At 62.5% G+C, this 23,667-nt stretch carries 17 protein-coding genes and 1 riboswitch; of the genes, 13 read left to right on the top strand and 4 right to left on the bottom strand.

Going from position 1 to position 23,667, the window contains the following annotated elements; all coding sequences use genetic code 11:
* Window positions 1-66: 66 nt before the first annotated feature.
* Genes EK373_RS29760 through EK373_RS29740 form a run of 5 tightly spaced genes read left to right on the top strand, consistent with a single transcriptional unit; the run spans window position 67 to window position 7,745 of the window.
* Window positions 67-1,569 (top strand): glucoamylase family protein, encoded by a 1,503-nt coding sequence (locus EK373_RS29760; protein WP_129648749.1) that lies wholly within the window; start codon window positions 67-69, stop codon window positions 1,567-1,569.
* Window positions 1,570-1,586: 17 nt separating this feature from the next.
* The gene (locus EK373_RS29755) at window positions 1,587-2,885 is read left to right on the top strand and encodes a sugar ABC transporter substrate-binding protein (protein ID WP_407676229.1); all 1,299 of its coding nucleotides are present in this window, start codon (window positions 1,587-1,589) and stop codon (window positions 2,883-2,885) included.
* Between the two features lie 8 nt (window positions 2,886-2,893).
* The gene (locus tag EK373_RS29750) at window positions 2,894-3,760 is read left to right on the top strand and encodes a carbohydrate ABC transporter permease (RefSeq protein WP_407676228.1); all 867 of its coding nucleotides are present in this window, start codon (window positions 2,894-2,896) and stop codon (window positions 3,758-3,760) included.
* Window positions 3,757-4,578: a carbohydrate ABC transporter permease gene (locus EK373_RS29745; protein WP_129648745.1), complete on the top strand. Its 822-nt coding sequence runs from the start codon at window positions 3,757-3,759 to the stop codon at window positions 4,576-4,578. The genes EK373_RS29750 and EK373_RS29745 overlap by 4 nt, the downstream gene beginning before the upstream one ends.
* Window positions 4,575-7,745 (top strand): discoidin domain-containing protein, encoded by a 3,171-nt coding sequence (locus EK373_RS29740; RefSeq protein ID WP_129648743.1) that lies wholly within the window; start codon window positions 4,575-4,577, stop codon window positions 7,743-7,745. The genes EK373_RS29745 and EK373_RS29740 overlap by 4 nt, the downstream gene beginning before the upstream one ends.
* A gap of 5 nt (window positions 7,746-7,750) precedes the next feature.
* Here EK373_RS29740 and EK373_RS29735 read toward each other — a convergent pair whose 3' ends face one another.
* Complete coding sequence (locus tag EK373_RS29735) at window positions 7,751-9,109, bottom strand: GH1 family beta-glucosidase (RefSeq protein ID WP_129648741.1); 1,359 nt, start codon at window positions 9,107-9,109, stop codon at window positions 7,751-7,753.
* Window positions 9,110-9,138: 29 nt separating this feature from the next.
* Here EK373_RS29735 and EK373_RS29730 point away from each other — a divergent pair, with 29 nt between their 5' ends.
* The gene (locus EK373_RS29730) at window positions 9,139-10,224 is read left to right on the top strand and encodes an ABC transporter ATP-binding protein (protein ID WP_129648739.1); all 1,086 of its coding nucleotides are present in this window, start codon (window positions 9,139-9,141) and stop codon (window positions 10,222-10,224) included.
* A gap of 402 nt (window positions 10,225-10,626) precedes the next feature.
* On the opposite strand, the gene EK373_RS29725 is transcribed toward EK373_RS29730, so the two are convergent.
* On the bottom strand, window positions 10,627-11,883 hold the full coding sequence (locus EK373_RS29725) for a serine hydroxymethyltransferase (RefSeq protein ID WP_129648737.1): 1,257 nt from the start codon (window positions 11,881-11,883) through the stop codon (window positions 10,627-10,629).
* Between the two features lie 23 nt (window positions 11,884-11,906).
* A riboswitch (ZMP/ZTP riboswitch) is annotated at window positions 11,907-11,999 on the bottom strand.
* A 71-nt stretch (window positions 12,000-12,070) separates the two neighbouring features.
* Here EK373_RS29725 and EK373_RS29720 point away from each other — a divergent pair.
* The 4 genes from EK373_RS29720 (at window position 12,071) to EK373_RS29705 (ending at window position 16,980) form a co-directional block, all read left to right on the top strand.
* A complete protein-coding gene (locus EK373_RS29720; protein WP_232831386.1) occupies window positions 12,071-13,006 on the top strand; it encodes a MaoC/PaaZ C-terminal domain-containing protein in 936 nt (311 codons plus the stop codon).
* 23 nt (window positions 13,007-13,029) lie between these two features.
* Complete coding sequence (locus EK373_RS29715; RefSeq protein ID WP_129648735.1) at window positions 13,030-13,833, top strand: SAM hydrolase/SAM-dependent halogenase family protein; 804 nt, start codon at window positions 13,030-13,032, stop codon at window positions 13,831-13,833.
* Between the two features lie 162 nt (window positions 13,834-13,995).
* Window positions 13,996-14,217 carry a hypothetical protein gene (locus tag EK373_RS29710; protein ID WP_129648733.1) on the top strand — a complete coding sequence of 74 codons (222 nt, stop codon included), beginning with the start codon at window positions 13,996-13,998 and terminating at the stop codon, window positions 14,215-14,217.
* Between the two features lie 144 nt (window positions 14,218-14,361).
* Complete coding sequence (locus EK373_RS29705; protein WP_198683750.1) at window positions 14,362-16,980, top strand: bifunctional aspartate kinase/diaminopimelate decarboxylase; 2,619 nt, start codon at window positions 14,362-14,364, stop codon at window positions 16,978-16,980.
* Here EK373_RS29705 and EK373_RS29700 read toward each other — a convergent pair whose 3' ends face one another.
* Both EK373_RS29700 and EK373_RS29695 read right to left on the bottom strand, forming a co-directional pair.
* A complete protein-coding gene (locus EK373_RS29700; protein ID WP_129648731.1) occupies window positions 16,981-19,479 on the bottom strand; it encodes a serine/threonine-protein kinase in 2,499 nt (832 codons plus the stop codon).
* 202 nt (window positions 19,480-19,681) lie between these two features.
* A complete protein-coding gene (locus EK373_RS29695; RefSeq protein ID WP_129648729.1) occupies window positions 19,682-20,209 on the bottom strand; it encodes an EF-hand domain-containing protein in 528 nt (175 codons plus the stop codon).
* Between the two features lie 197 nt (window positions 20,210-20,406).
* Between EK373_RS29695 and EK373_RS29690 the strand changes: the two genes are divergently transcribed.
* The 3 genes from EK373_RS29690 (at window position 20,407) to EK373_RS29680 (ending at window position 23,495) form a co-directional block, all read left to right on the top strand.
* The gene (locus EK373_RS29690; RefSeq protein WP_129648727.1) at window positions 20,407-20,772 is read left to right on the top strand and encodes a CopL family metal-binding regulatory protein; all 366 of its coding nucleotides are present in this window, start codon (window positions 20,407-20,409) and stop codon (window positions 20,770-20,772) included.
* A gap of 87 nt (window positions 20,773-20,859) precedes the next feature.
* Window positions 20,860-22,662, top strand: a complete 1,803-nt coding sequence (locus tag EK373_RS29685; RefSeq protein WP_198683749.1) for a copper resistance system multicopper oxidase — start codon at window positions 20,860-20,862, stop codon at window positions 22,660-22,662.
* A complete protein-coding gene (locus EK373_RS29680) occupies window positions 22,659-23,495 on the top strand; it encodes a copper resistance protein B (RefSeq protein WP_129648725.1) in 837 nt (278 codons plus the stop codon). Before EK373_RS29685 ends, EK373_RS29680 begins: the two co-directional genes overlap by 4 nt.
* Window positions 23,496-23,667: the final 172 nt, after the last annotated feature.

The raw sequence follows: 23,667 nt of genomic DNA, 5'->3' as shown, positions 1-23,667 counted from the left end.
CCATGTACCCGGGGGTGGCACTTGGTGAGGTATCTTCGTCTTGGAACACCATGGCATTCGTACACGATGAGGTTGCATGACTCCTTCTCCTGGCCACGGCTACTTTGGCTCCTCGCGGCGGCGCTGTTCGTAGGCGTCGCCGGCGCCGCGGAGCCGAGAGCTAAATCCAAGGTGCCGGGAGTCGTGGTGGAGCGCTCGCGAGTGTTCGATCCGGAGCGCGATGGCGATCCGGTCATCAACAATCTGCAGCGCCGCACGTTCCGCTTCTTCTGGGACACGACCAACAAGCAAAACGGTCTCGCGCCTGATCGCTTCCCATCGCCCTCGTTCGCGAGCACGGCGGCGGTGGGCTTTGCGCTCACGGCTTACGTGGTTGGAGCGGAGCGGGGCTTCGTGTCGCGCTCGCAGGCGCGCTTACGCACGTTGCGCACGTTGCGATTCCTCGAGTCGATGCCGCAGGGACCGGATGAAACCGGCATGGGCGGCTACAAGGGTTTTTTCTACCACTTCGTCCACATGCACAACGGCCAGCGCTTCGGCACGTCGGAGCTGTCGACCGTCGATACCGCGCTGCTGCTCGGCGGCGTGTTGCTGTCGCAAAGCTATTTCGATCAGGACAGCCGGTCCGAGCGCGAGATTCGCGAGCTGGCGGAGAAAATCTACTCCCGCGTCGACTGGCAATGGGCGCAGAACCGGCCGCCGATTCTTTCGCACGGCTGGCGCCCGGAGAGCGGCTTCCTGCGCTTCGATTGGCGGGGCTACAACGAAGGCATGTTGATGTACATCCTCGCGCTCGGCTCGCCCACGCACCCGATCGAGCCCGAAGCGTGGACCGAATGGATGCGCACGTACAAAGACACGTACGGCAAGTTCAATGGCCAGGAATTCCTTTCGTTCGGCCCGCACTTCGGCCACCAGTACTCGCACGTGTGGATCGACTTCCGCGGCATCATGGATGCGTGGAATCGCGAAAAGGGCTACGACTATTTCGAGAACAGCCGGCGTGCTTCGTACGCTCAGCGCGAATACGCGCGAACCAACCCGATGCGCTGGCGCGGCTACGACAGCGAAATCTGGGGCCTGACCGCGTGCGATGGCCCGGCGGATACGGTGCAGATCTATAACAATGAAGAGCGCGGCTTCTTCACGTACGCGGCTCGCAGCACCGCGTCGATTCATATCCTCGACGATGGCACGATCGCCCCGACCGCATCCGTCGCTTCGATCGCCTTCGCGCCGGAGATCGCGATCCCGGCGATTCGCGCGTTCCGCGCGCGTTTCGGGGAGCATTTGTATCAGAAGTATGGATTCCTGGATTCGGTGAACCCGAGTTTTACGTTCTCCGATGTGCCATTGCGCCACGGCCGGATCGTCGAAGGGATCGGCTGGATCGCCGATGACTATCTGGGCATCGACCAGGGGCCCATCGTCGCCATGATCGAGAACTATCGCAGCGGCTTGATCTGGAGCGTCATGCAGAACAATCCGCACATCCGCCGGGGACTGCAGCGGGCAGGCTTCACGGGCGGCTGGCTCGATAAGCCCGCGCCATCGCAACCCAGCTCTTGAGCCGCTCTATGGCTTCGATGCCATTCGCCGCAGGGATGAATCGTCGGGAGGCGATTGTCGCGCTCTCTGGCGCGGCACTGGCGCTTGCTGGATGCGGCCGTGCGAGCAACAAGAAAGAGATCACGTTCTGGGGCGCGGGCCGGGAGGGCGACATCGCCGCCGAGCTGATTCGCGGATTCGAGCAGGAGCATCCCGAGATCAGCGTGAACGTCCAAAAGATGCCGTTCACCGTCGCGCACGAGAAGTTGCTCACTGCATATGCTGGCGAGACGCTGCCGGATCTTTGTCAGCTCGGTAACACCTGGATCCCGGAGTTCGCGGCGCTCGACGCGTTGGAGCCGCTGGACAGCTATGTCGCGGCATCCAAGGAAGTGCAGCTCGATGATTATTTCGAGGGCATCCTGGCGTCGAACCGGATCGATGAGACTTTGTTCGGCATTCCCTGGTACGTCGACACGCGCTTGCTCTATTACCGTCGCGACCTGCTGCGACAGGCCGGCTTCGACGAGCCGCCGCAGACCTGGGATCAGTGGAGCGAGATGCTGGCAGCGATCAAGAAGCTCGTCGGGCCGGATCGCTACTCGGTGCTGTTGCCTGTGAATGAATTCGAGCCGCTGCTGGTGCTGGGACTGCAGCTGCCCGCAGAGTTGCTGCGTGAGGAGGGGCGCTACGGCAATTTTCGTAGCGAGGATTTCCGGAAGGCGCTTTCTTTCTACGCCAGCCTGTTCGATCGCGGCTGGGCGCCACGCATGACGAACACTCAGATCTCGAATGTGTGGGATGAGTTCGGGCGGGGTTTCTTCTCGTTCTACATCTCCGGGCCGTGGAATATCGCTGAGTTCAAGCGGCGACTGCCGCCGGCAGTGCAGAACGAGTGGATGACAGCGACCATGCCCGGGCCGGACGGGCCAGGTGTTTCCAGTGCCGGCGGATCGAGCCTGGTTGTGTTCAAGACATCGCAAGTGAAGCCGGAAGCGTGGCTGCTCGCCGAGTATTTGTCGCGCCCGTCCACTCAGCAGCGCTTCTACGATCTGACGGGCGACATGCCGTCGCGGCGCAGTTCGTGGCAAATGCCGACCCTCGTCGAGTCACCTTATGCGCGCGCCTTTCTCGAGCAACTGGATCGAGTGCGCTCACCGCCGAAGGTGCCTGAGTGGGAGCGTATTGCCACCGAGATGCGCCTCGCGGGCGAGCGAGTCGTGCAGCGGGTGCAAACGGTTGACGAGGCGGTCGTCGCGCTGGATCGCAAGACCGATGAGATCCTCGCCAAGCGGCGCTGGATGCTCGAGCGCAATACGTTGCCAGGTGCGACGTGAAGCGCTCGATGGCGGCGTGGTGGTTCGTCGGGCCGGCGCTGATCGTGCTGGGCGTGTTCTTTTTTGTGCCGGTGATCGGCGCGCTGCTGATGAGCCTGACGGACTTCGATCTGTATGCGCTGAGCGATTGGCGCAATCTGCGATTCATCGGCTTGCACAACTATGCGACGTTGTTGCAGGACCCGCTGTTCTGGAAATCGTTGTGGAATACGTTGTATTTCGTCGTGCTCGGCGTACCGCTGTCGATCGGCGCGTCGCTGGGTGCGGCGTTGTTGGTCAATTCCAAGCTGGGACGATTCCGCAGTTTCTTTCGCACCGTCTACTTCGCACCGGTCGTCACCACGCTGGTGGCCGTGGCGGTCGTGTGGCGCTACATCTTTCACACCCGCTATGGATTCTTGAACTACGGCCTGAGCGGTCTGGGCATCGATCCGATCGACTGGATGGGCGATCCGCACTGGGCCATGCCGGCGATCGTCATCCTGGCGGTGTGGAAGAACTTTGGTTACAACATGATCATCCTGCTGGCGGCGCTGCAGAACATTCCCGAGGATCTTTACGAGGCGGCGCGCATCGACGGGGCGTCTGGCTGGCAAGTGTTTCGTCACATCACGATCCCGGGCATCGCGCCGGTGCTGTTGCTGGTCAGCATCCTCACCATGACTGGGTATTTCCAGCTGTTCGCCGAGCCCTATGTGATGACCGAAGGCGGGCCGTTGCAGAGTACGCTGAGCGTGCTCTACTTCATGTACGAAGAGGGCTTCAAGTGGTGGAGCCTGGGTCGCGCCTCGGCCGTCGCGTTCCTGTTGTTCGTGCTGATGTTCCTGGTGACGGCGTTTCAGTTGCGCCTCGGGCGGCAGCGAGGCGATCGATGAAGCGCAGGGGGCCGGCCGTCGTCGTCAATCTGCTGCTCATCATCGGTGCGGTGCTGACGGCATTTCCGCTGTTGTGGATGCTCTCGGTCTCGTTCATGCCAACGGGCGCCGCGAGCAGCTATCCGCCACCGTTGCTGCCGGCAGAGCCGACGTTGGACAACTATCGACAGCTGTTCGCCAACCACAATGCCGGTCGCTACATGTTGAACAGCGCGATCGTCGCGAGCCTGGCGACGGTGATCGCACTGGTGCTCAACACGATGGCGGGCTACGCGTTCGCCAAGCTCAGATTCAAAGGCCGCGAGCGCATTTTTCAGACGCTGCTCGGCGCGCTGGTGATTCCGGCGCAGGTCACGATGATTCCGCTGTTTGCGTTGGTGAAGGAGATGGGGCTGATCAGCACGTACGGCGGCGTGATCGTGCCGTCGCTTGCCAGCGTGTTCGGCATCTTCCTCATCCGCCAATATGCGTTGTCGCTGCCCGATGAGTTGCTCGAGGCGGCGAGAATCGATGGCGCGAGCGAAGGGAAAATCTTCTGGTCGCTGGTCGTGCCGCTACTGCAGCCGATCCTGGTGACGCTCGCGATTCTCACCTTCCTCGCGACGTGGAATGACTTCATGTGGCCGCTGATCGTGCTGACCGATCAGAAGCTGCACACACTGCCGGTCGCGCTGGCCGGGCTGTCTCGCGAACACGTGCAGGACAACGAATTGATGATGGCGGGCGCGGTGATCACGGTCTTGCCGGTGCTCGCGCTGTTCCTGGCGCTGCAGCGGTACTACATCGCCGGCATCCTGGCGGGGAGCGTGAAGGGATGAAGGCGCTGCGCTGGGCGTTGCTGCTGTTGTTGCCGGTGCTCGTACGGGCTGCGGAGCAGGCCCCACAGCTGCAGATCCGTCATCTCGACGAGATGGAAAACGCGGCCGAGTGGAAATCATTGGCGTCCGACGGCGTCGACGCCTCCGTGCACAACGCGAAAGGTGTCCAGGGCAACGCGCTGGTGTTGGAGTTCAATCTCAACAACACCGCCGGCTATGCCGCCGCGACGCGCAAATTGCCGGTCGATCTCCCCGAAGACTATGAGATCTCGTTCTGGATGCGCGGCGAGGCAGGGCGCAACCATTTCGAGATGAAGTTCGTCGATGCGTCGGGCGATAACGTCTGGTGGTTTCGGCGCCCGAACTTTCAAGTGAGCGGCGAGTGGCAGCAGATCCGCATCAAACGACGCCAGATCGAGTTCGCCTGGGGACCCACGAACGATCGCACGCTCAAATCGTTTGCTGGATTGGAGTTCGTCGTCGCCGCCGGCCAGGACGGTGGCCAGGGCAGCTTGTGGTTCGATCGGCTGGCGATCAAGCCTTTGCAGAAACCTTCGCAAGTCGCCAAGCCCACCGTCACCGCCTCATCCCAAGAAGGCAGTAACGGCGCCGCGCGGGTTCTTGACGGGCAGGCGCGTACGGCCTGGCAAAGCGACGCGAGCGGCAACGATCAAACGTTACAGCTCGATCTGCAGGCAGTGCAGGAATTCGGCGGCCTGGAGATCGATTGGTTGACGCAGCTGTACGCGCAGCGGTACACCATTGAGCTGTCGAGCGACGGCAAGGCCTGGCACAAGGTCCGCAGCATCGAAGCTGGTAACGGCGGTCGTGACTCGCACTTGCTGCCCGAATCGGAAGCCAGATTCATTCGCCTGACCATGCCGAAGCCCGGCCGTGCGGTCGGCATCTCCGAGCTGCACGTACGCGATCTGCAATTCGGCGCCTCGCCGAATGCGTTCATCGAGTCCCTGGCGAAGGATGCACGACGCGGCTGCTATCCGCGGGCATATTCGAACGAGCAAACGTATTGGACCATCATCGGTGTCGACGGCGATACCGAAGAGAGCATGCTGTCGGAGGACGGCGCGCTCGAGGTGCGCAAGGGCAGCTTCTCCATCGAGCCGTTTGTCCGCGTGCGCGACAAGTGGCTCACCTGGGCGGACATGTCGATTCGGCATTCACTGGCGGATAACTATCTGCCCATTCCGTCGGTGGAATGGAAACACTCCGATGTCATGGTGACGACGACCGCCTATAGCGTCGGTGAGCCGGGCAAGGGGCGCACCGAGGCGCTGTACACGGTTCGCAATCCGACCAAGAGCCGTCGGCAGTACACGCTGGCATTGGCGGTGCGGCCATTTCAAGTGAATCCTCCGGCGCAGTTCCTAAATACGCCAGGTGGCGTCAGCCCCATCGAAGAGCTGGCGTTCGAAGACGGCGCGGTGAGCGTCGATAACGTCGCAAGTGTGTTCCCACGAACACCGCCTAAATCATTCCGTGCGGTGACGTTGGCGGCGGACACGCCGTGCGAATGGCTTGCGGCTCCCAGTGGTCCGACGAAGATCACCGATGAGAGCGGTTTCGCGTCGGGCGCGTTGCTCTACACGCTCGATCTGGCGGCGGGGGAGAGCCAGCAAATCATTCTGGACCTGCCGCAGCACGCGGGCGCGCCGCGAGGCGAGGGCAGCATCGGCGCTCGGCAGCAGCAGCTTGCGACGAGCTCTCAATCGCCGATGACCAAGACAGAGGTCGAGCAGCAGTGGCGCGACAAGTTGAATCGTGTCGAGCTAGTGCTGCCGGACGCGGATCAGAAACTGTACGACACGCTGCGGACCGCGCTCGCTCACGTGCTCATCAACCGAGATGGTCCGGCCATCCAGCCCGGCTCGCGCTCGTACGAGCGCTCCTGGATCCGCGATGGCGCGATGACGTCCGAAATGCTCCTGCGCATGGGCCATGAGGAGGTCGCGAAGGAATTCCTCGCCTGGTACGCACCTTATCAATTCGCGAACGGCAAGGTGCCGTGCTGCGTCGATCGTCGCGGCGCCGATCCGGTGCCGGAGAACGACAGCGGCGGCGAATTCCTGTTCCTGATCGATGAGATCTACCGCTACACGGGCGACGAGCAACTGCTGCGCTCCATGTGGCCCGCGGTGGTCAAAGCGGTCGAGTACATGGACAAGCTGCGTCTCTCGGAGCGAACGCCAGAGAACCAGAAGGGCGATCGCGCCGCGTTTTACGGGCTGATGCCCGCGTCCATCAGTCACGAGGGTTACTCGGCCAAGCCCATGCACTCGTACTGGGACAACTTCTGGGCCCTGGGCGGCTACGAGGCGTCGATCCGCATTGCCCGGACGCTGAAAGAAAAGAAACAGATGTATGCATTCATCGAGTCGCGCGATCAGTTCCGCTCGGATCTGTATCGCTCGCTCAACATCGCCATGCGCACCCACAAGATCGACTATCTGCCGGGCGCGGCGGAGCTGGGCGATTTCGACGCGACCTCGACGACGATTGCCCTGGCGCCGGTGGGCGAGACCCAGATGCTGCCGCCGAACGAGCTGCACGCCACTTTCGAGCGCTACTGGAAACACTTCGTCGAGCGCAAAACCGATACCACCTGGGACGCCTACACGCCGTACGAATGGCGCAACCTGGGCGCATTCATTCGCCTGCGTTGGCGCGATCGGGGCCAGGATCTGATCGAGTTTTTCATGAACGACCGGCGCCCCAGCGAATGGAATCAGTGGGCCGAAGTCGTCGGCCGTGAGCCCCGCAAGAGCCGCTTCATCGGCGACATGCCGCACGGCTGGGTCGCCTCCGACTACGGGCGCTCGCTGCTGGATATGTTTGCGTACGAGCGCCAGGCGGATGAGACATTGGTGCTGATGGCCGGGATCCCGGAAGCCTGGACCAGGAAGGAAGGTTTCGCGGTGCGTAACCTGCGCACCCCGTTCGGCCCGCTCAGCTACTCGTTGAAGATCGAGGACGGCAAGGGCACGCTGCACATCGAGCCGCTGAAGCAAATGCCGGTCGGCGGCATCGCGGTTTCATGGCCCGGCGAGGCGCCGCCCAAGAATCATTCGATTCAAAAGGGCTTCGGCCGCTGGCTGGGCACCGACCTGCGCGTCAACGAGCTGCCGTTCACCATCGTCTTCCCACGATGAGGAAGCTACTCCGACAGCGCCGCGCCGTTGCTGGCGATCACCTTCGAGTAGAAGTGCGCGCTGCTCTTGAGCGTGCGTTTCAACGTCTCGTAATTCATGTGCACGATGCCGAAGCGCTTGGAGAAGCCAAAGGCCCATTCGAAGTTGTCGAACAGCGACCAGGCAAAATAGCCGCGGATGTCCGCCCCGCGCTGCATCGCTGTGTGGACGGCGGTGATGTGCTTGCGCAAGTAGTCGACACGCAAGGGATCTTCCAGCACCGGCCCTTCAACTTGCGGCGGATCGAAGAAACAAGCGCCGTTCTCGGTGATGTAGACCGGCGGATTGCCGTACTTGTCCTTGATCCACAGCAACGTGTCGACGAGGCCTTGGGGATACACTTCCCAGCCGGTCTCCATGTGCGTGTGCTGTTTTTGTTTCACCGTCGTGGACTTCAACGGCCACGCAGTGGGATCGGAGCGCACCACGGCGCGGGTGTAGTAGTTCACGCCGATGTAATCGAGCGGCTGCTTGATCAATCTGAGATCGGCGGCGGGCCATTGGGGCCAGGCGTCGCCGAACACTTCGTGCAACTCTTCGGGATACGAGCCGAGCAGGGCAGGCTCGAGATAGTGCCGGTTCATATACGCTTCAGCGCGCCGCGTCGCTGCGCAGTCCGCGTCGGATTGCGACGCTGGATATTTGGGCTCGATGTTCACGACCAAGCCGATCTTGTTGCGCCCCGTCGCACGGTAAGCCTGTACCGCTGCGCCATGCGCCATCATGAGATGATGCGCGGCCCGCGGCGCTTCGAAGATGTTGCGATGACCCGGCGCCAACACCCCGTGCATGTAGCCGCCATCAGCCACCACCCACGGCTCGTTCAACGTGGTCCAGTAGTTGACCCGATCGTCGAGCCGTCGAAACATCACGTCGGCGTACTCGGCGAACCAGTGCGGAATATCGCGATTCAGCCAGCCTCCGCGATCGTCCAGTGCCGCCGGCAGGTCCCAATGAAACAATGTCACCATGGGTTGAATGCCGCGCGACAGGAGTCTGTCGACCAGGCGCTCGTAGAAATCCAGGCCGGCGGCGTTGATGCGACCGACGCCGTCGGGCAGGACGCGGCCCCAGGCGATGCTGAAGCGATACGAGTTCAAGCCCAGCGAGTGCATCAGATCGACGTCGCTTTCCCAACGGCGATAGTGATCGCAGGTAACATCGCCGGTGTCGCCGTCCTGCACACGCCCGGGCGTGTGCGAGAAGCGGTGCCACACACTCGGTCCCGCGCCGTCGGCGAGCGGCGAGCCTTCGATCTGGTACGCCGAGGTGGCGCAGCCCCAAAGAAAGTCCTTGGGAAAGAGAATGGGAGCGGGTTTGATCATCGCACTAGCTTAAAGGAGCGCGGGCGAGCGTGGCAGCGGTAAAACTAAAAGCCGTACGTAAGGTTTACAGCAACGGCCATGTCGGCGTCGACAGCGCCTCGTTCGATATCGCCGATGGCGAGCTGCTCGTGCTGGTCGGCCCCTCCGGCTGCGGCAAAAGCACGCTGCTGCGGCTGATTGCCGGGCTGGAAGAGGCGACCGCCGGCAGCATCCATATCGGCGATGTCGATGTGACGAATCTCGAGCCGCGCGATCGGGACATCGCCATGGTCTTTCAGAGCTATGCCCTTTATCCGCACATGACCGTGCGCGAGAACCTCGGATTCGGCTTGAAGCTGCGCGGCCATTCGGATGCCGAGGTCGCGGAGCGGGTCAAGGATGCGGCCGACCGGCTCGAGCTGGAAACCATGCTCGATCGCTTGCCCAAACAGTTGTCCGGCGGCCAGCGGCAGCGCGTTGCGCTCGGGCGTGCGTTGGTGCGCCATCCAAAAGTATTTCTCTTGGACGAGCCGCTGTCGAATCTGGATGCGAAGTTGCGCTCGGCGATGCGGACTGAAATTGCGCGGTTGCACCGCTCGTTGCAGACGACGATGGTCTATGTGACGCACGATCAGGTCGAAGCCATGACGCTCGGCCAACGCATCGTGGTGCTGGATCGAGGCATCGTGCAGCAGATCGACACGCCGATGAATATTTACGAGCGGCCAGTGAATCTGTTCGTCGCCGGCTTCCTCGGCAATCCCGCGATGAATTTCTTTCGTGGGTCGCTAAATAGCGCCGGAAACGTATTGAATGGTGAGGGCGCGGAGCTCGCCGTTCCTCCCGGGCTGCCGGCGGGGAAGACCATCGTCGTTGGCATTCGGCCCGAGGATTTGCAACGAATCGACGGCGCGAGCCCGCCAGGGAATATTCGCTTGGCCGTGTTGGTGGATCTAATCGAGACCGTGGGCAACGAAGCGTTCATTCACGCGAGCGTCGGCGCGTGGCGAATCATCGTTAGATCGTCGCCATATCACCTGCCACCGCTCGGCTCGACGATCACCTTGCAGGTGATGCCGGAACGCCTGCATTTCTTCGACGCCGAAAGCGGTCAGAGGATTGCGCCAACCAGTTGAGCTCGAATTGCGCCAATCAGCTGGCTCGAGCACGTTCAGCCGCCGCCGGCGCCCGGAGGCATCGAGTCGCGCATCTTCGAGCTGGGGAAAGGTGGGGGTCTCGGGAAGTTCGCAACCACGGTGACTGTACCGCCGCCGCCATTCGAGCAAGCCGTTGCACGTTCGCAGTACCGATGACGACACGCGTTGCAGCTCGCAGCGCGTTAGCGCGCAGCGAGCGACACCGCAAGTGCCGCAACCACTGACCAAATCGTGCGGCAACCATCGAGGACTCTACAGCGACAGTGAAGACGCTCGCGAGTTTCCCGAGACCCCCACCTACGCCCCAGCTCTGCCGACGGGCTGCGCGCAACGCGAAGCGAATGCGCGAAGCTCCGCCGTTAGGCAGCCAACGAGATAGCGCTATAACCCGGGAACCGGAAACCCCTTGCACAGCTCCCGCACTTCTTCGTGAATGGCGCGAAGCGCTGCTTCATCCCGCGGAGAACGAAGCGCCTTCACCATCCACGCCGCGACTTGTTTCATCTGCGGCTCCTTCATCCCTCGCGTCGTCAGCGCCGGCGTCCCCAACCGAATGCCACTAGGCTTCAGCGGCGGACGCGGGTCGTCCGGTATCACTTGTTTGTTCACCGTGAGCCCCGCGAGATCGAGCGCTGTTTCCGCGACGCGGCCATCGATGTCGAAAGACTGCAGCGTGTTGATGACGATCAGATGATTCTCCGTGCCCCCGGTGATGAGCGTGCAGCCGTGACTGACCAGCTCTTCGGCCAACACGCGAGCGTTCCTCACCACCTGCGCCGCATAAGCCTTGAACGCGGGCTCAGCAGCGAGCTTCAACGTCACAGCGATGCCCGCAACGGCATTCATGTGCGGGCCACCCTGCATGCCAGGGAACACCGCCGAGTCGATCTTCTGCGCAAGCGATGCGTTGCTCAGAATCATTCCTCCCCGTGGGCCTCGTAGCGACTTGTGCGTCGTCGTCGTGACGATATCGAAACCAGCGTCGAGCGGATTCGCCAGAGCGCCGCCGGCAATCAAGCCGCCGACGTGCGATACGTCCGCCATACACAACGCACCCACGGCATCCCCAATCGCCCGGAAGCGCGAGTAGTCGATCTCACGCGGATAAGATGAGTGACCGCAGAGCACGATCTTCGGCTTCACCTGGCGTGCCGTCTCGAGCACGGCGTCGTAGTCGATGTGGCCATCGGCCCCAACCGTTTTATAACGAACGAAATTGAAAATGCGCCCCATGCAGGACACGGGAGCACCGTGTGTGAGGTGGCCGCCGTGCGAAAGATCCATCGCCAGCACAGTGTCTCCTGGCGTGAGGCAGGCAAAATAAACCGCTTGGTTCATCGGTGAGCCGCTGAGCGGCTGCACATTCGCATGCTCGGCGCGAAACAAACGTTTGGCGCGCTCGATGGCGAGCGACTCGATGCGGTCGGTGAATTGCTGCCCGCCGTAATAGCGGCGCCCCGGATAGCCTTCGGCGTATTTATTGGCGAATACCGAGCCGTTGGTGGCGTAAACCTCGGGGAAGGCGTAGTTCTCGGACGGAATCAGTTCGAGCCCTTCGCGCTGGCGGCGTTCTTCGCCGAGCACGGCATCAAAAACATCGGGATCGGACGATCGCAGCAAGTCGAATGAGATCTGCATAGCGGCGCTCCAGTGATGGGTGGACTTGTTGCCCAGGCGAGCGGCCGCGGCAGGGAGGGCCCCTGCACGCATGCTTCCCGATGGTTGTTCCATCTACGCCAGTCACATGCGCGGAGCCGATGCTACGCCAACGTTTCAGATTTCTGCAAGCTGGCACCAAAAGTTATGTGGAGTCGCAGCGGCAGTCATGGCGCCGCTGGAATGTTTCGGTGACAATCCCGACGAACAGCGAACCTTGCGTTACGGAGCGACCATGCCGATCGACTATGCCAAGCTGAAGAGCATGCAGTTCGAGCCCCTGCGCCACACCTACACCCGGCGCGACACGATGCTGTATGCGCTCGGGCTGGGCGTGGGCGCGGAGGATCCGACTGACGCGAGCGATCTCAAATACGTCTACGAGAAATCGTTGGTCGCTCTGCCGATGCAGGCGGTGACACTGGCGACCGCGCCGATGCTGCTGGCCGATCCGGCGTTCGGCATCAACTACAAAATGTTGCTGCACGCCGAACAGACGCTCACCGTGCACAAGCCCTTGCCCACCGAGGGAACGGTGCAGGGCGAATTCACCATCGATGAGATCTACGACAAGGGCCAGGCGAAGGGCGCGATCCTGTACATGACGCGCAAACTCTTCGATAGCGCCACCGGCGATCTGTTGGCCACCATGGGCAACGTGGCGTTCCTGCGCGGCGACGGCGGCTTTGGCGGCAAGAGCGAAGGCGCACCGAAGCCTAGGGCAGTTCCGGCCGACCGTGCTGCGGATCACTCCATCACGATCAAGAGCCCGCGCAATCAGGCGCTGATCTATCGATTATCGGGCGACTACAACCCTTTGCACAGCGATCCGGAGATCGCAGCGATTGCCGGCTTCAACCGGCCCATCCTGCACGGGCTGTGTCACTACGGCATGGCGGGGCGCGTCTTGATCAAGACGCTGTGCGGCGACGATCCGTCGCGGCTGTTACAACTCGCCACACGCTTCACCAGTCCCGTCTATCCCGGTGAGACATTGCGAGTGGACGTCTGGAACATCGGTGCCGGTGACGCGTCATTCCGGGTGGTCGCCAGCGAACGGGACGTCATCGTGCAAGACTTCGGTCGCTGCGAATATCGCAACTGAACTCAAACGCTTTCATCGAAACCATGTTCTCAGCCTGCGGCGTCATCACGCTCACCACCGACTTCGGTCCGCAAGGGCCCTTCGTCGCGACCATGAAGGGTCGCATCCTGGCCCGATTACCGGAGGCGCGGATCGTCGATGTGACCCACGATGTGCCGGTGTACTGGCCGGCCGAAGCGGGTTTCTGGCTGGCGCGGGCCTACAGCTACTTCCCCGAGGGCTCGGTGCACGTGGCGGTGGTCGACCCCGGCGTGGGCACCAAGCGCGACATCGTTGCGGTGGTCGCCAATGGCCATGCCTTCCTGGCGCCGGACAATGGGCTGCTCGCGCCGATCCTGACCCAGGTGCCCAGCGCCAAGATCTACCGGTTCGATGCCACCAATGCGGGCAGCAAGTTCAGGCTGCCGCCGGCCAGCGCCACCTTCCACGGCCGGGACATTTTTGCGCCCCTGGCGGCGGAAATCGCCGGGCGGCGGGCGGCCCCGGCCGACCTGGGGCCGGAAACCCACGACATCGTGCCTTCCTGGGTGGACGAGCCGACAGTGGCCGCCGACCAGGTGGCCGGGGTGGTCATTACCACCGACCATTTCGGCAACCTGATCACCAATATCGACGGCGCGCTGATCGAGTCCTTCCGTCGACCCATGGTCAAAACCGGGGGCCACAGCTTTGCCCTCAGGCGCACCTATGGGGACGTGAGCCCGGGGGAGTTCCTGGCCCTCGTCAACTCCTTCGGCGTCGTCGAAATCGCCCGGGCGGAGCAGAGCGCGGCCGAGGCGCTGGGTCTGGGGCGGGGGGCCCCGGTCGTGGTCAGCAACGGCGCTTAACCTGAGTCCAGCCAGGGCACGCCCCTACCAGAGCGGGCGAACTATTTGAAGGGCCTGTCCTCCAAGCCATTGAAAACCGCCGCGAGTCGTATATAGTCCGCAGGCTTCCGGCCTTGCCGGTTACCGATGTAGTTGATTTGGCTGGATTTTCCAGGAAAGGCCGTGATGGAGAGAGACGACGATCACTTCGATATCGATGATGACTTCGTCGCCGAAAGCGACGAGGACTCGAATTACGAGAAGTTCATCGATTCGGGCGCCCGACGCGCCCGACCCAACGCCAATGCCGCGGCGAAAAAAGGCAAAGCAGCCTGGAGCAAACTCGAGGATGTCTTGGCCGACCGGCGCCTGAAGAAAGAACTGAACGATTTCGAAGAAGAATAGTAAGGTGCCGCGCGAGCCAGACTTGGCTACCGCGCCCCCTGCAGCTGACCGCTAACTCCGGCAAAGCTCTCGAGGCCGGAGCCAGGATGGTGCGCGCTGGCCCGCGACCCCGATCCTTTTACTCACACTAGAAGAGCTCCCAAAATGACGATGGCTGATTCCACGCCCGCGGCGTCGCCGTGGGTGGTGCTCAAGTTCGGCGGTACCAGCGTTTCCTCGGTAGCGAATTGGAAAAATATCGCGGCAGTGGTTCGCGACCGGCTCGCCGAAGGGCTGCGCCCGGTCATTGTCCACTCGGCGCTCTCGGGCATTACCGACCGGCTCGAGCAGCTGCTCGCCGTCTCGCTGGACAGCCACAACACGCTTGGCAATGAAGCGCAGGCGGTGATGAATCAGATCGAACAGCGCCATCGCGATCTGGCGCGCGATCTCGGGGTCACGCCCAGCCAGGATCTCGAGGAACAGTTCAAACGGCTGCGGCAGATCGCGGCCGGCATCGCGCTGGTTGGCGAAGTGAGCGAGCGCCTGCGTGCTCGCGTGATGGCCCAGGGCGAATTGATGGCAACGCGACTCGGTGCTGCATTCCTCGCGGCTCAAGGATTGGATGTGCAGTGGGTCGATGCTCGCACGGTGCTCAAGGCCGAGCAGCGTCGCAACGCGAACCTGCGCTCGAGCTATCTCTCCGCCACTTGCAACTACGAGCCCGATCTCGAGTTGCAGCGTCGCTGGTCGACGCAGGGCACAGTGTTCATCTCGCAGGGCTTCATCGCGAGTGACGAGCACGGCGACACCGTGCTGCTGGGGCGCGGCGGTTCCGACACGTCGGGCAGTTACTTCGCGGCGAAGTTGGGCGCGCGTCGCCTGGAAATCTGGACCGACGTTCCCGGCATGTTCAGCGCGAATCCGCGCTCGGTGCCGACAGCTCGACTGCTTCGTGCGCTCGAGTACGATGAAGCGCAGGAAATCGCTAGCAGCGGCGCCAAGGTTCTGCATCCCCGCTGCATCATGCCGGTGAAGCAGTACGGCATTCCGCTGTATGTCTACGCGACGCAGACGCCGAAGCTCGAAGGCACCGTCATCACCACGCACGGTGGCAACGTCGCCGCGCAGGTGAAAGCAGTCACGATCAAGAAGAACATCACGCTGGTGTCGATGGAAACGGTCGGCATGTGGCATTCGGTGGGCTTCCTCGCCGATGCCTTCCAGGTGTTCAAGGATCACGGCCTGTCGATCGATCTGGTGTCGACGTCCGAGACCAGTGTCACCGTGTCGCTCGATCCGGCCGCGAATACGCTGGACAAGGCGACGCTCGATGCGCTGGTCGTGGACCTGGGCAAGCTGTGCCGCGTCGAAGTCATCGGTCCGTGCGCGGCCGTGAGCCTGGTCGGAAGAAACATTCGCGCCATCCTGCACCGGCTCGGTGATGCGCTCGAGCTGTTCGAAGAGCAGAAGATCTATCTGGTGACGCAGGCGGCCAACGACCTCAATATCACTTTCGTGATCGACGAGGGGCAGGGCGATCGCCTGGTCTCGCGACTGCACGACATTGCGATCCAGAAGATGACCGCGGATCGGGTGCTCGGCCCGACCTGGGAAGAGCTGTACGGCCCGAAGGACAAGGCGGCGATCGATCTGAAGCAGTGGTGGCACGACCGTCGCAACGATCTGATCTCGCTGGGTCGCGAGCACAGCGCGGCGTTCGTCTACGACCGTGCGACGCTCACCGCCAAGGCCAAGGCATTGCGCGCACTGCCGGGCATCGAAGGCGTGTTCTATGCGCTGAAGGCCAACTGGCATCCGGAGATCCTCAAGTTGTTTGCCGAGCAGGGCCTGGGCTTCGAGTGCGTATCGCGTTTCGAAGTCGAGCACGTCATGAAGACGCTGCCGAAGCTCGACAAGCAGAAGATCCTGTTCACGCCGAACTTCGCGCCGCGCGCGGAGTACGAGTGGGGCGTGCAGCAGGGCATCTGGGTGACGCTCGATAACTTGCATCCGCTCAAGGCGTGGCCGGAAGTCTTCAAGGGCCGCGACGTGTTCATTCGCATCGACACGGGCTATGGCCGGGGTCATCACGACAAGGTGCGCACGGCGGGCGTGCACTCCAAGTTCGGCGTGCCGTTGTTCGAAATGGATGAGCTCGAGCGCCTGGTGAAGGCGGCGGGGGCGCGGGTTGTCGGTCTGCACGCACACACTGGCAGCGGTGTGTTCACGGTCGACAATTGGAAGTCGGTGGGCGACACGCTCACCGCGCTGACACAACGCTTCAAGGACGTGCGCATCGTCGATCTGGGCGGTGGCCTCGGCGTGCCGGAGCGTCTGGGGCAACAGGGTGTGCAGCTCTCCGAGTTTGGCGAGACGCTGGCCGCACTGAAGACGGCGCATCCGAAGCTGACGCTGTGGATCGAGCCGGGCCGCTATCTGGTTGCTGAAGCTGGCGTATTGCTGGCCCAGGTGACGCAGCTGAAGGGCAAGGGCGAAGTGAACTATGTTGGCGTCGCCACGGGCATGAATTCACTCATTCGCCCGGCGCTGTACGGCGCGCACCACGAGATCGTGAATCTCTCTCGCCTGGACGATCTCGCGACCGAGGTGTTCAATGTCGTCGGTCCGATCTGCGAGTCGGGCGATCAGCTGGGCAACGACCGCCTGCTGCCGCCGACGCAGGAAGGTGACGTGCTGTTGATCGCCACGGCCGGTGCGTACGGACGGGCGATGAGCTCGACCTACAACCTGCGTGAGCCCGCGATCGAAGTGCTGATCTGATCAGCTCGCGGATTGAAGCAGCTGCCTCGCTTCCTCGGTGAGGCGCTGCGCATCCTTGCCGACGACCGGATCGGCGGTCAGGGGCTCCAGCCGCGTGAGGCTGGCTGCCAGAAAGGTTGCAGCTTCGCGCTGATGCTTCAGCAGCGCGTGCGCCTTGCCGAGACGGAAGTTCGTCATGCCGGGAAGCATGCGGACCTCGGCGATGTCAGTGGGCTTCGGCGGCGGCGCTTCAGTGACCAGCCGCAAGGCCCGATTCAAATGCGTCAGGGCCGTTGCGGGCTCGCCTTTCAACAGATAACTGTCGCCGAGCTGATTCAACACGTAAGCCACGGCGACGGATGCCTGCTCGTTTACGGGATCGATCCGCAGCAGATGCTCGACGCGTTCCAGCGCGAGTTGCAATCGGCTGAGCGCCTGATCGGGTTGGCCCAGGGCGTTATACACTTCGCCGATGTTGTTGAGCGCAAACGCCCCGCCTCGTAAAGCCGCAGCATCCGCCGGGAACTCCGCCACCAATCGTTCGGCGTAGTCGGACGCGGGCAGGTAATGCTCCAGGGCCTGTTCGTATTGCCAGGCGCGCGCATAAGCAAAGCCCAGGCGGCTGTGAATCAGCGCCATGTCGCGACGCGCGCCTGGATTCTTGGGTTGCTCAGCGAACAGGCGTTCGAAAGTCGCTCGTGCGGATTGCAGGGCTTCGAGGGCTCGCGGCAGATCGACGGTGCTCAAGTTCGTTCCGAGCAGCATGCGAGCCGCAGCCGCCATCCGATGCTCGGGGGCAGTGGCGCCCGGCATGGCCGCGAGCTTTTGGCCGATGTCGTCGGCGTCTTCCGCAAGCTCGATGGCCTCATCGAGCTTGCTTTGCGCCGCCAGCAGCTCGCTCACAGAAACGTAGCTGCGTAGCAGTTCGGACACGTCGGCGAGGGTCGGGCTCTGCTGTGCGACCTGCTCACGCAGGCGCAGCGCGCGACGATAACTTTGCACCGCGCCCTCCGTGTCGCCGAGGTTGGCGCCCAGATAGTCTCCCTGCACATCGCCAAAGCGCTGATAAGCCTGTGCAAGCTCGCGCTTGAACTCGAGCGAGTCCTGCGATTCGCTCTCCAGCGCGGCGATGTGTTTCAGCGAGTTCTCCACCAGCAGCTTGCGCACTTCAGTGGCGCCCGGCAGGTTGACTGCCGCGTCGTAGACATCGCGCAGGTAGGTGTTCGTGAGTTTCCGAATCTCTGCCAGGTGGCGCTCGGCGCGTGCGCGCTCGTTGCTCGCCACATGAGCTTGCCACGCAGTGGCGACGATGCCGGAGACAATTGCGACAGCAAACAACCCCGACGCAACCGTCGCCGCCTTGTGACGCATCACCAGCTTTCGTGTGCGATACAGGGCCCGCGGGGGATGCGCGTGCACCGGGAAGCCGCGCTGATAGCGATGCATATCCTCGGCGAGGTGTTCGGCGGAGCCGTAGCGATCCTCGGGCTCCCTGGCTAGCGCCTTCATCGCGATGACATCGAGATCGCCGCGCAACTGCCGGGCAATGCGACGATATGAAGCGATTTTTCCTTGCTCGGCAGCGATGCTGGGCAGACGAGGCTGACGATCGCCTGAGGCCGCCGCTGCATCCCGACCGAACAATTCGGCCGGCACCTCGAAAGGCAACGTGCCCGCGAGCAACTTGTAGAGCAGGACGCCTAGCGAGTAGACATCGCTCGCCGTAGTAATGGGCTCGCCACGGATTTGTTCGGGACTCGCGTAGGCCGGCGTCAGCGCCACGAACTGATTGTTCAGGGCCTGCGAGGCTTCGCTCGACGCGTTGAGCAGCTTGGCGATGCCAAAATCCAGCAGCTTCAGCACGCCGCCCTGGGTGACCAGGATGTTGCCGCCCTTCAGGTCGCCATGAACCATCAGATGTTGGTGCACGTAATGGACCGCGCCACACAACGTTCGCATCAGATCGAGTCGCGCGGGGATGCTCAGCCCGCGCTCTTCGCAATACTCATCGATCGGTTGGCCTTCGACGTACTCCATGACCAGGTAGGGCGCGCCGGTCTCGGTGACGCCGCCATCGAGCAATTGAGCGATGTTCGGATGACTCAGCTCGGCGAGCATCTGGCGCTCGTCACGCAACCGTTGCAACAGACCCTGCGTATCGAGGCCAGGGCGCAGCAGCTTGATGGCCACTTCCTTGTAGTACTGATCGTCGTCGCGAACCGCCTTGTAGACATGGCTCATGCCGCCGCGGCCGAGCTCGCTGACGATGCGGTAGTTGCCCAGACGCCGGCCCTGCCAATCCCACGGCTCGAAGGGTGGAGCGAGGCCGGCTCGCTCTATGGCGGGACGCTCGATGAAGCCCAGGCTGCTTTCGTGAGCATCGAGCAGCGAATGCACCTGGGCCAGCAGCTCGATATCGTTGCCGCAGGTCCGGTCGAGAAAGGCGGCACGATCGGCAGTGGGGTGTTCCAAAGCCGCGGAAAAGAGATCTTTGATCTGGTGCCAGCGTTCGAGTTGCAAGAGCGAGCCCGGAAGACGATTCCGTGTTGTTCAGAGCAGGGGCCAGGACGAATCGTTATCGCCGGATTGTAACAATCCTGGCCCGCGTGGACACGGGCAAGCTCACAGATCAGGGCGCGCGGCGTCCTCAGACGCGTCGCAATCGGGCCGGACCGGGCGCTCGGCGCCCGGCGGCCCGACGTTAGATAATTCCTACAGCGAGCTATTCGTCGCTCGCCGTCATTTCCTTACGTTCACCGTCGCGCATCTCTTGCGCCGTCAACGCTCCGTCACCGTCCGCATCCATCTTGCCGAACATCTGCTTGGCGCCGGAGGCGTGCTCGGCCGCGCTCAGCTTGCCGTCGTTATTGGTGTCCATCTTCGCGATTTTTTGCTCGGAGGACATCTGCTTCGGCATGCTCTTGCCGGTGCCGGTTTCGTCATAGGCCTTCTTATCGGCCATCTTTTGCTCGTTCGGGCCACCCTCGGTACGAGCCGTTGCATGACTCTTGTCCTTCATCGAGTCGTGCATCGCGTCCATTTCGGCGGCGGTCACCTGGCCGTCCTTGTCGGCGTCCATCTTGGTGAACATCGTCTTGGCGCCTGCGGTGTGCTCGGCAGCCGTGATCTTGCCGTCGCCGTCCTTGTCCATCATCTTCATGTGATCGTCTTTACCGCCGCCGGCGACCGCTACCCCACATAGGATGCTGGCGATCGCGACGGGAATGAGTCGTGAAGAGAAAGATTTCATGTTGAAGCTCCCAAGCCTCGGGTACTCACTCAACGTGGTGCAGAAAGGCAAGTTCCAGCGCGGTCACGGTGCGCAAGCGATCGCGAGGCTGTTTTTCAGGCACTTCCGACCCCTTGTCAGGAGAGGCCCTCGCTGCATGACCGGGAGTTAATGTCCGCGTCGTTGCGCGCTGCCGCGATGGCCTGTACTCTCGCGCCGTGAAATTCTGCTGGCAACGCTGGACGCTGATCTTCTTGCTGATGGCCCGTCTGGTCGTCGGCGAGCTGGGTCATGCGATGCCGGTGGCGGCGGAGGCGACGCTTCAGCCGGCGACGTCCGAAGTGGCTGGCGAGCCGGCCTGTGCCGAGCATGAAGCGCCTAAGACCCACCATTCCGATGACTCCGGTGGCGAGCACGACTGCTGCAAATCTGGCGACTGCGAGTGCCCGTGCCTGCACCTGCCTTGCGCAGCGCTCGGTGCAGTCATCATGAATCCTGTCTCGGTGGCGTTGCTGCGCGTTCCCTCTGGCGCACAAACCATTCCTGCCGCGCGTCCCACTGGGTTGTTCAGACCTCCCGCCTGACTCTCTTCGGCCGATGTTTGCTGAGCGCTCGCTGATGGCAATGGCCGTCGCTGTGCGCACGTCGACGCTTTAGTTCAAGAGAGTTTCATGTCATCGATGATGCAGTTACCGCGAGCGCGCATGCCGCAGCTCTCGCGCAGGAGTTTTTTGCAGGCGGCCGGCGCCGGGCTGTTCGTGTTGGGCGCCCATCGAGCAAGCGACGTCTGGGCCCAAAGCCAGACGCAGACGGTGCTGACCGGCAGTCATTTCGATCTGCAGATCGGCGAGGCGTCGTTCAATTTCACGGGGCACAAACGAATCGGCACCGTGGTGAACGGGCAGATTCCGGGGCCGCTGCTTCGCTGGCGCGAGGGCGACACCGTCACCTTACGCGTGTCCAATCGGCTCGCCGCGCGCAGCTCCATTCATTGGCACGGCATGATTCTGCCGGCGGACATGGATGGTGTGCCGGGCCTGAGTTTTGCCGGTATTCCCAGCGGCGGCGAGTATTTGTACCGCTTCAAGGTGAACCAGCACGGCACTTACTGGTATCACGCGCATTCGCGCTTTCAGGAACAGACCGGGCTCTACGGGCCGATCGTGATCGAGCGTCGCGGCGGCGAGCGCTTCCCGACCGAGCGCGATTACGTGGTGATGCTGTCCGACTGGACCGATCTCGATCCGGAGCGGATTTTTTCCGTGCTCAAGAAGCACAGCGACTACTACAACTTCGGCCGTCGCACCGCGGGCGATTTCTTCGCCGACGTGCGCAAGAACGGGTTGGGCCAGACGCTCGCCGATCGACGCATGTGGGGCGAGATGCGCATGAATCCCACCGACACGCTCGACGTGTCAGGCTACGCGTACACGTACTTGATGAACGGCGTGACGCCGACCGGCAACTGGACCGGTCTGTTCTCGCGCGGTGAAAAAGTACGGCTGCGCTTCATCAACGGCTCGTCGATGTCGTTCTTCGATGTGCGCATTCCGGGGTTGAAGCTCAGCGTCGTTGCAACCGATGGCGTGGATGTCGAGCCCGTGTCGGTGGATGAGTTCCGCATCGGCGCGGCGGAGACCTACGATGTCATCGTCGAGCCGAAGGACGATCGCGCCTACACGATCTTTGCGCAGGCGATGGATCGGTCGGGTTACGCGCGTGGCACGCTGGCGCCGAGTCTTGGATTGGAAGCGGAAATTCCGCCGCTCGATCCACGGCCATTGCTGACGATGGGTGACATGGGGCATGGCGGTCATGGCGCGTCGAGTAGCGCGCCAATGGATCACAGTCAGATGAATCATGCTCCGGCAAATCCGCACGCTGGGCATGGAGCAGCGGCTCCATCGACAACGATCGAGCATCCGCCGACCGAGCAAACACCATTGCTCGATATGCAGGTCGATCGGCCGAACCTCGAGCTCGACGATCCGGGCATTGGCTTGAGAAACAACGGGCGTCGCGTGCTGACCTACGCGGACTTGCGCACCATCGGCGGTTCGATCGATCGCCGTCCGCCCGGGCGCGAGATCCAGCTGCACCTCACCGGCCATATGGAAAGATTTGTCTGGTCGTTCAACGGCCAGAAGTTCTCCGAGGCCAAGCCACTGAAGTTTCAGCTCGGCGAGCGGCTGCGCATCACGCTGGTCAACGATTCCATGATGACGCATCCCATCCACCTGCACGGCATGTGGAGTGAGCTCGAAGATGCGTCGGGCAACTTCCAGGTGCGCAAGCACACGGTCAATGTGCAGCCGGCGCAGAAGCTGAGTTATGCAGTCACGGCGGATGCGCTGGGACGTTGGGCGTATCACTGCCATCTGCTGTATCACATGGAGGCCGGCATGTTCCGCGAGGTGCACGTCGAGCCCGCAGATGGCATGGCGCATCACGGCGGCCATGGAGATCACTCATGAGCGCGCTGATCAAACTGCCTCTCGCGCTGGCCTTGTTTGGCTCGGTTGTGACGACTGCTGCTGCTCAGGAAGAGCATCAGCACCACGAGCATCATTCCGAGGAACGCACGCAGAGCGAGCGTGCACACGTTCCGCCGGAGCCGCCGCAACACCCGATGGGCGACATGTCCGAAGAGGAAATGGCGGAGATGATGGACATGGACGACACCGCGCCGTTCGGGATGGTGGCATTCGATCAACTGGAGTGGCGCGACACTGACGCTGGCGATGTGCTCTTCTGGGACGGTCGAGCCTGGTTCGGCAACGACTACAACAAGGCGCTGCTCAAGACTGAAGGCGAGCGCTCGGACGCTGATTATGAAGGGTCGGCCGAATTGCTCTGGGACCGTGTGATCTCACGTTGGTGGAGCCTGCAAGGCGGCGTGGCGCACGATTTTGGCGAAGGTCCATCGCGAACCTGGGCGACGTTCGGCGTGCAAGGACTCGCACCGTACTGGTTCGAAGTCGAGGCATTGGCGTACGTGGGCGAGGAGGGCCGGACCGCGGCCAACTTCTCCGCCGAGTACGAAATGTTTCTAACTCAACGCTGGATATTGCAGCCGAAGGTGGAAGTAAAAATTTACGGCAGGGACGATCCGGCCAACGGTATCGGTTCAGGGTTCAGCGACGCGGAACTCGGACTGCGGCTGCGATATGAGATCCGTCGTGAGTTCGCGCCGTATTTCGGGGCGGTGTGGTCACGGAAATTTGGTGGCACAGCCGACCTCGCGCGCGAGCACGGTGACGATACAGACGAGCTGCAATTCGTCGCAGGCTTGCGTGTCTGGTTCTGACGAGGCACTTGCCAACAAGTTGAGAATCGTTAGCATCTCTGGCGCTCGCTGGGTTCTCCGGCGAGCCGCCAGCTCTCGGGCCAGCCCACACCAGTCCGCAACGGACGGCTGAGCTTCGACTGATCTGGCACCGCTCCCGACGTTGTGGACTCGATCCGTAGCGGAGCCCATG

The sequence above is a fragment of the Peristeroidobacter agariperforans genome (assembly GCF_004138335.1).
GTDB lineage: Bacteria > Pseudomonadota > Gammaproteobacteria > Steroidobacterales > Steroidobacteraceae > Steroidobacter > Steroidobacter agariperforans.
Note: the sequence above shows the minus strand (reverse complement) of the source record. Positions and strands in the feature narration are given on the sequence as shown.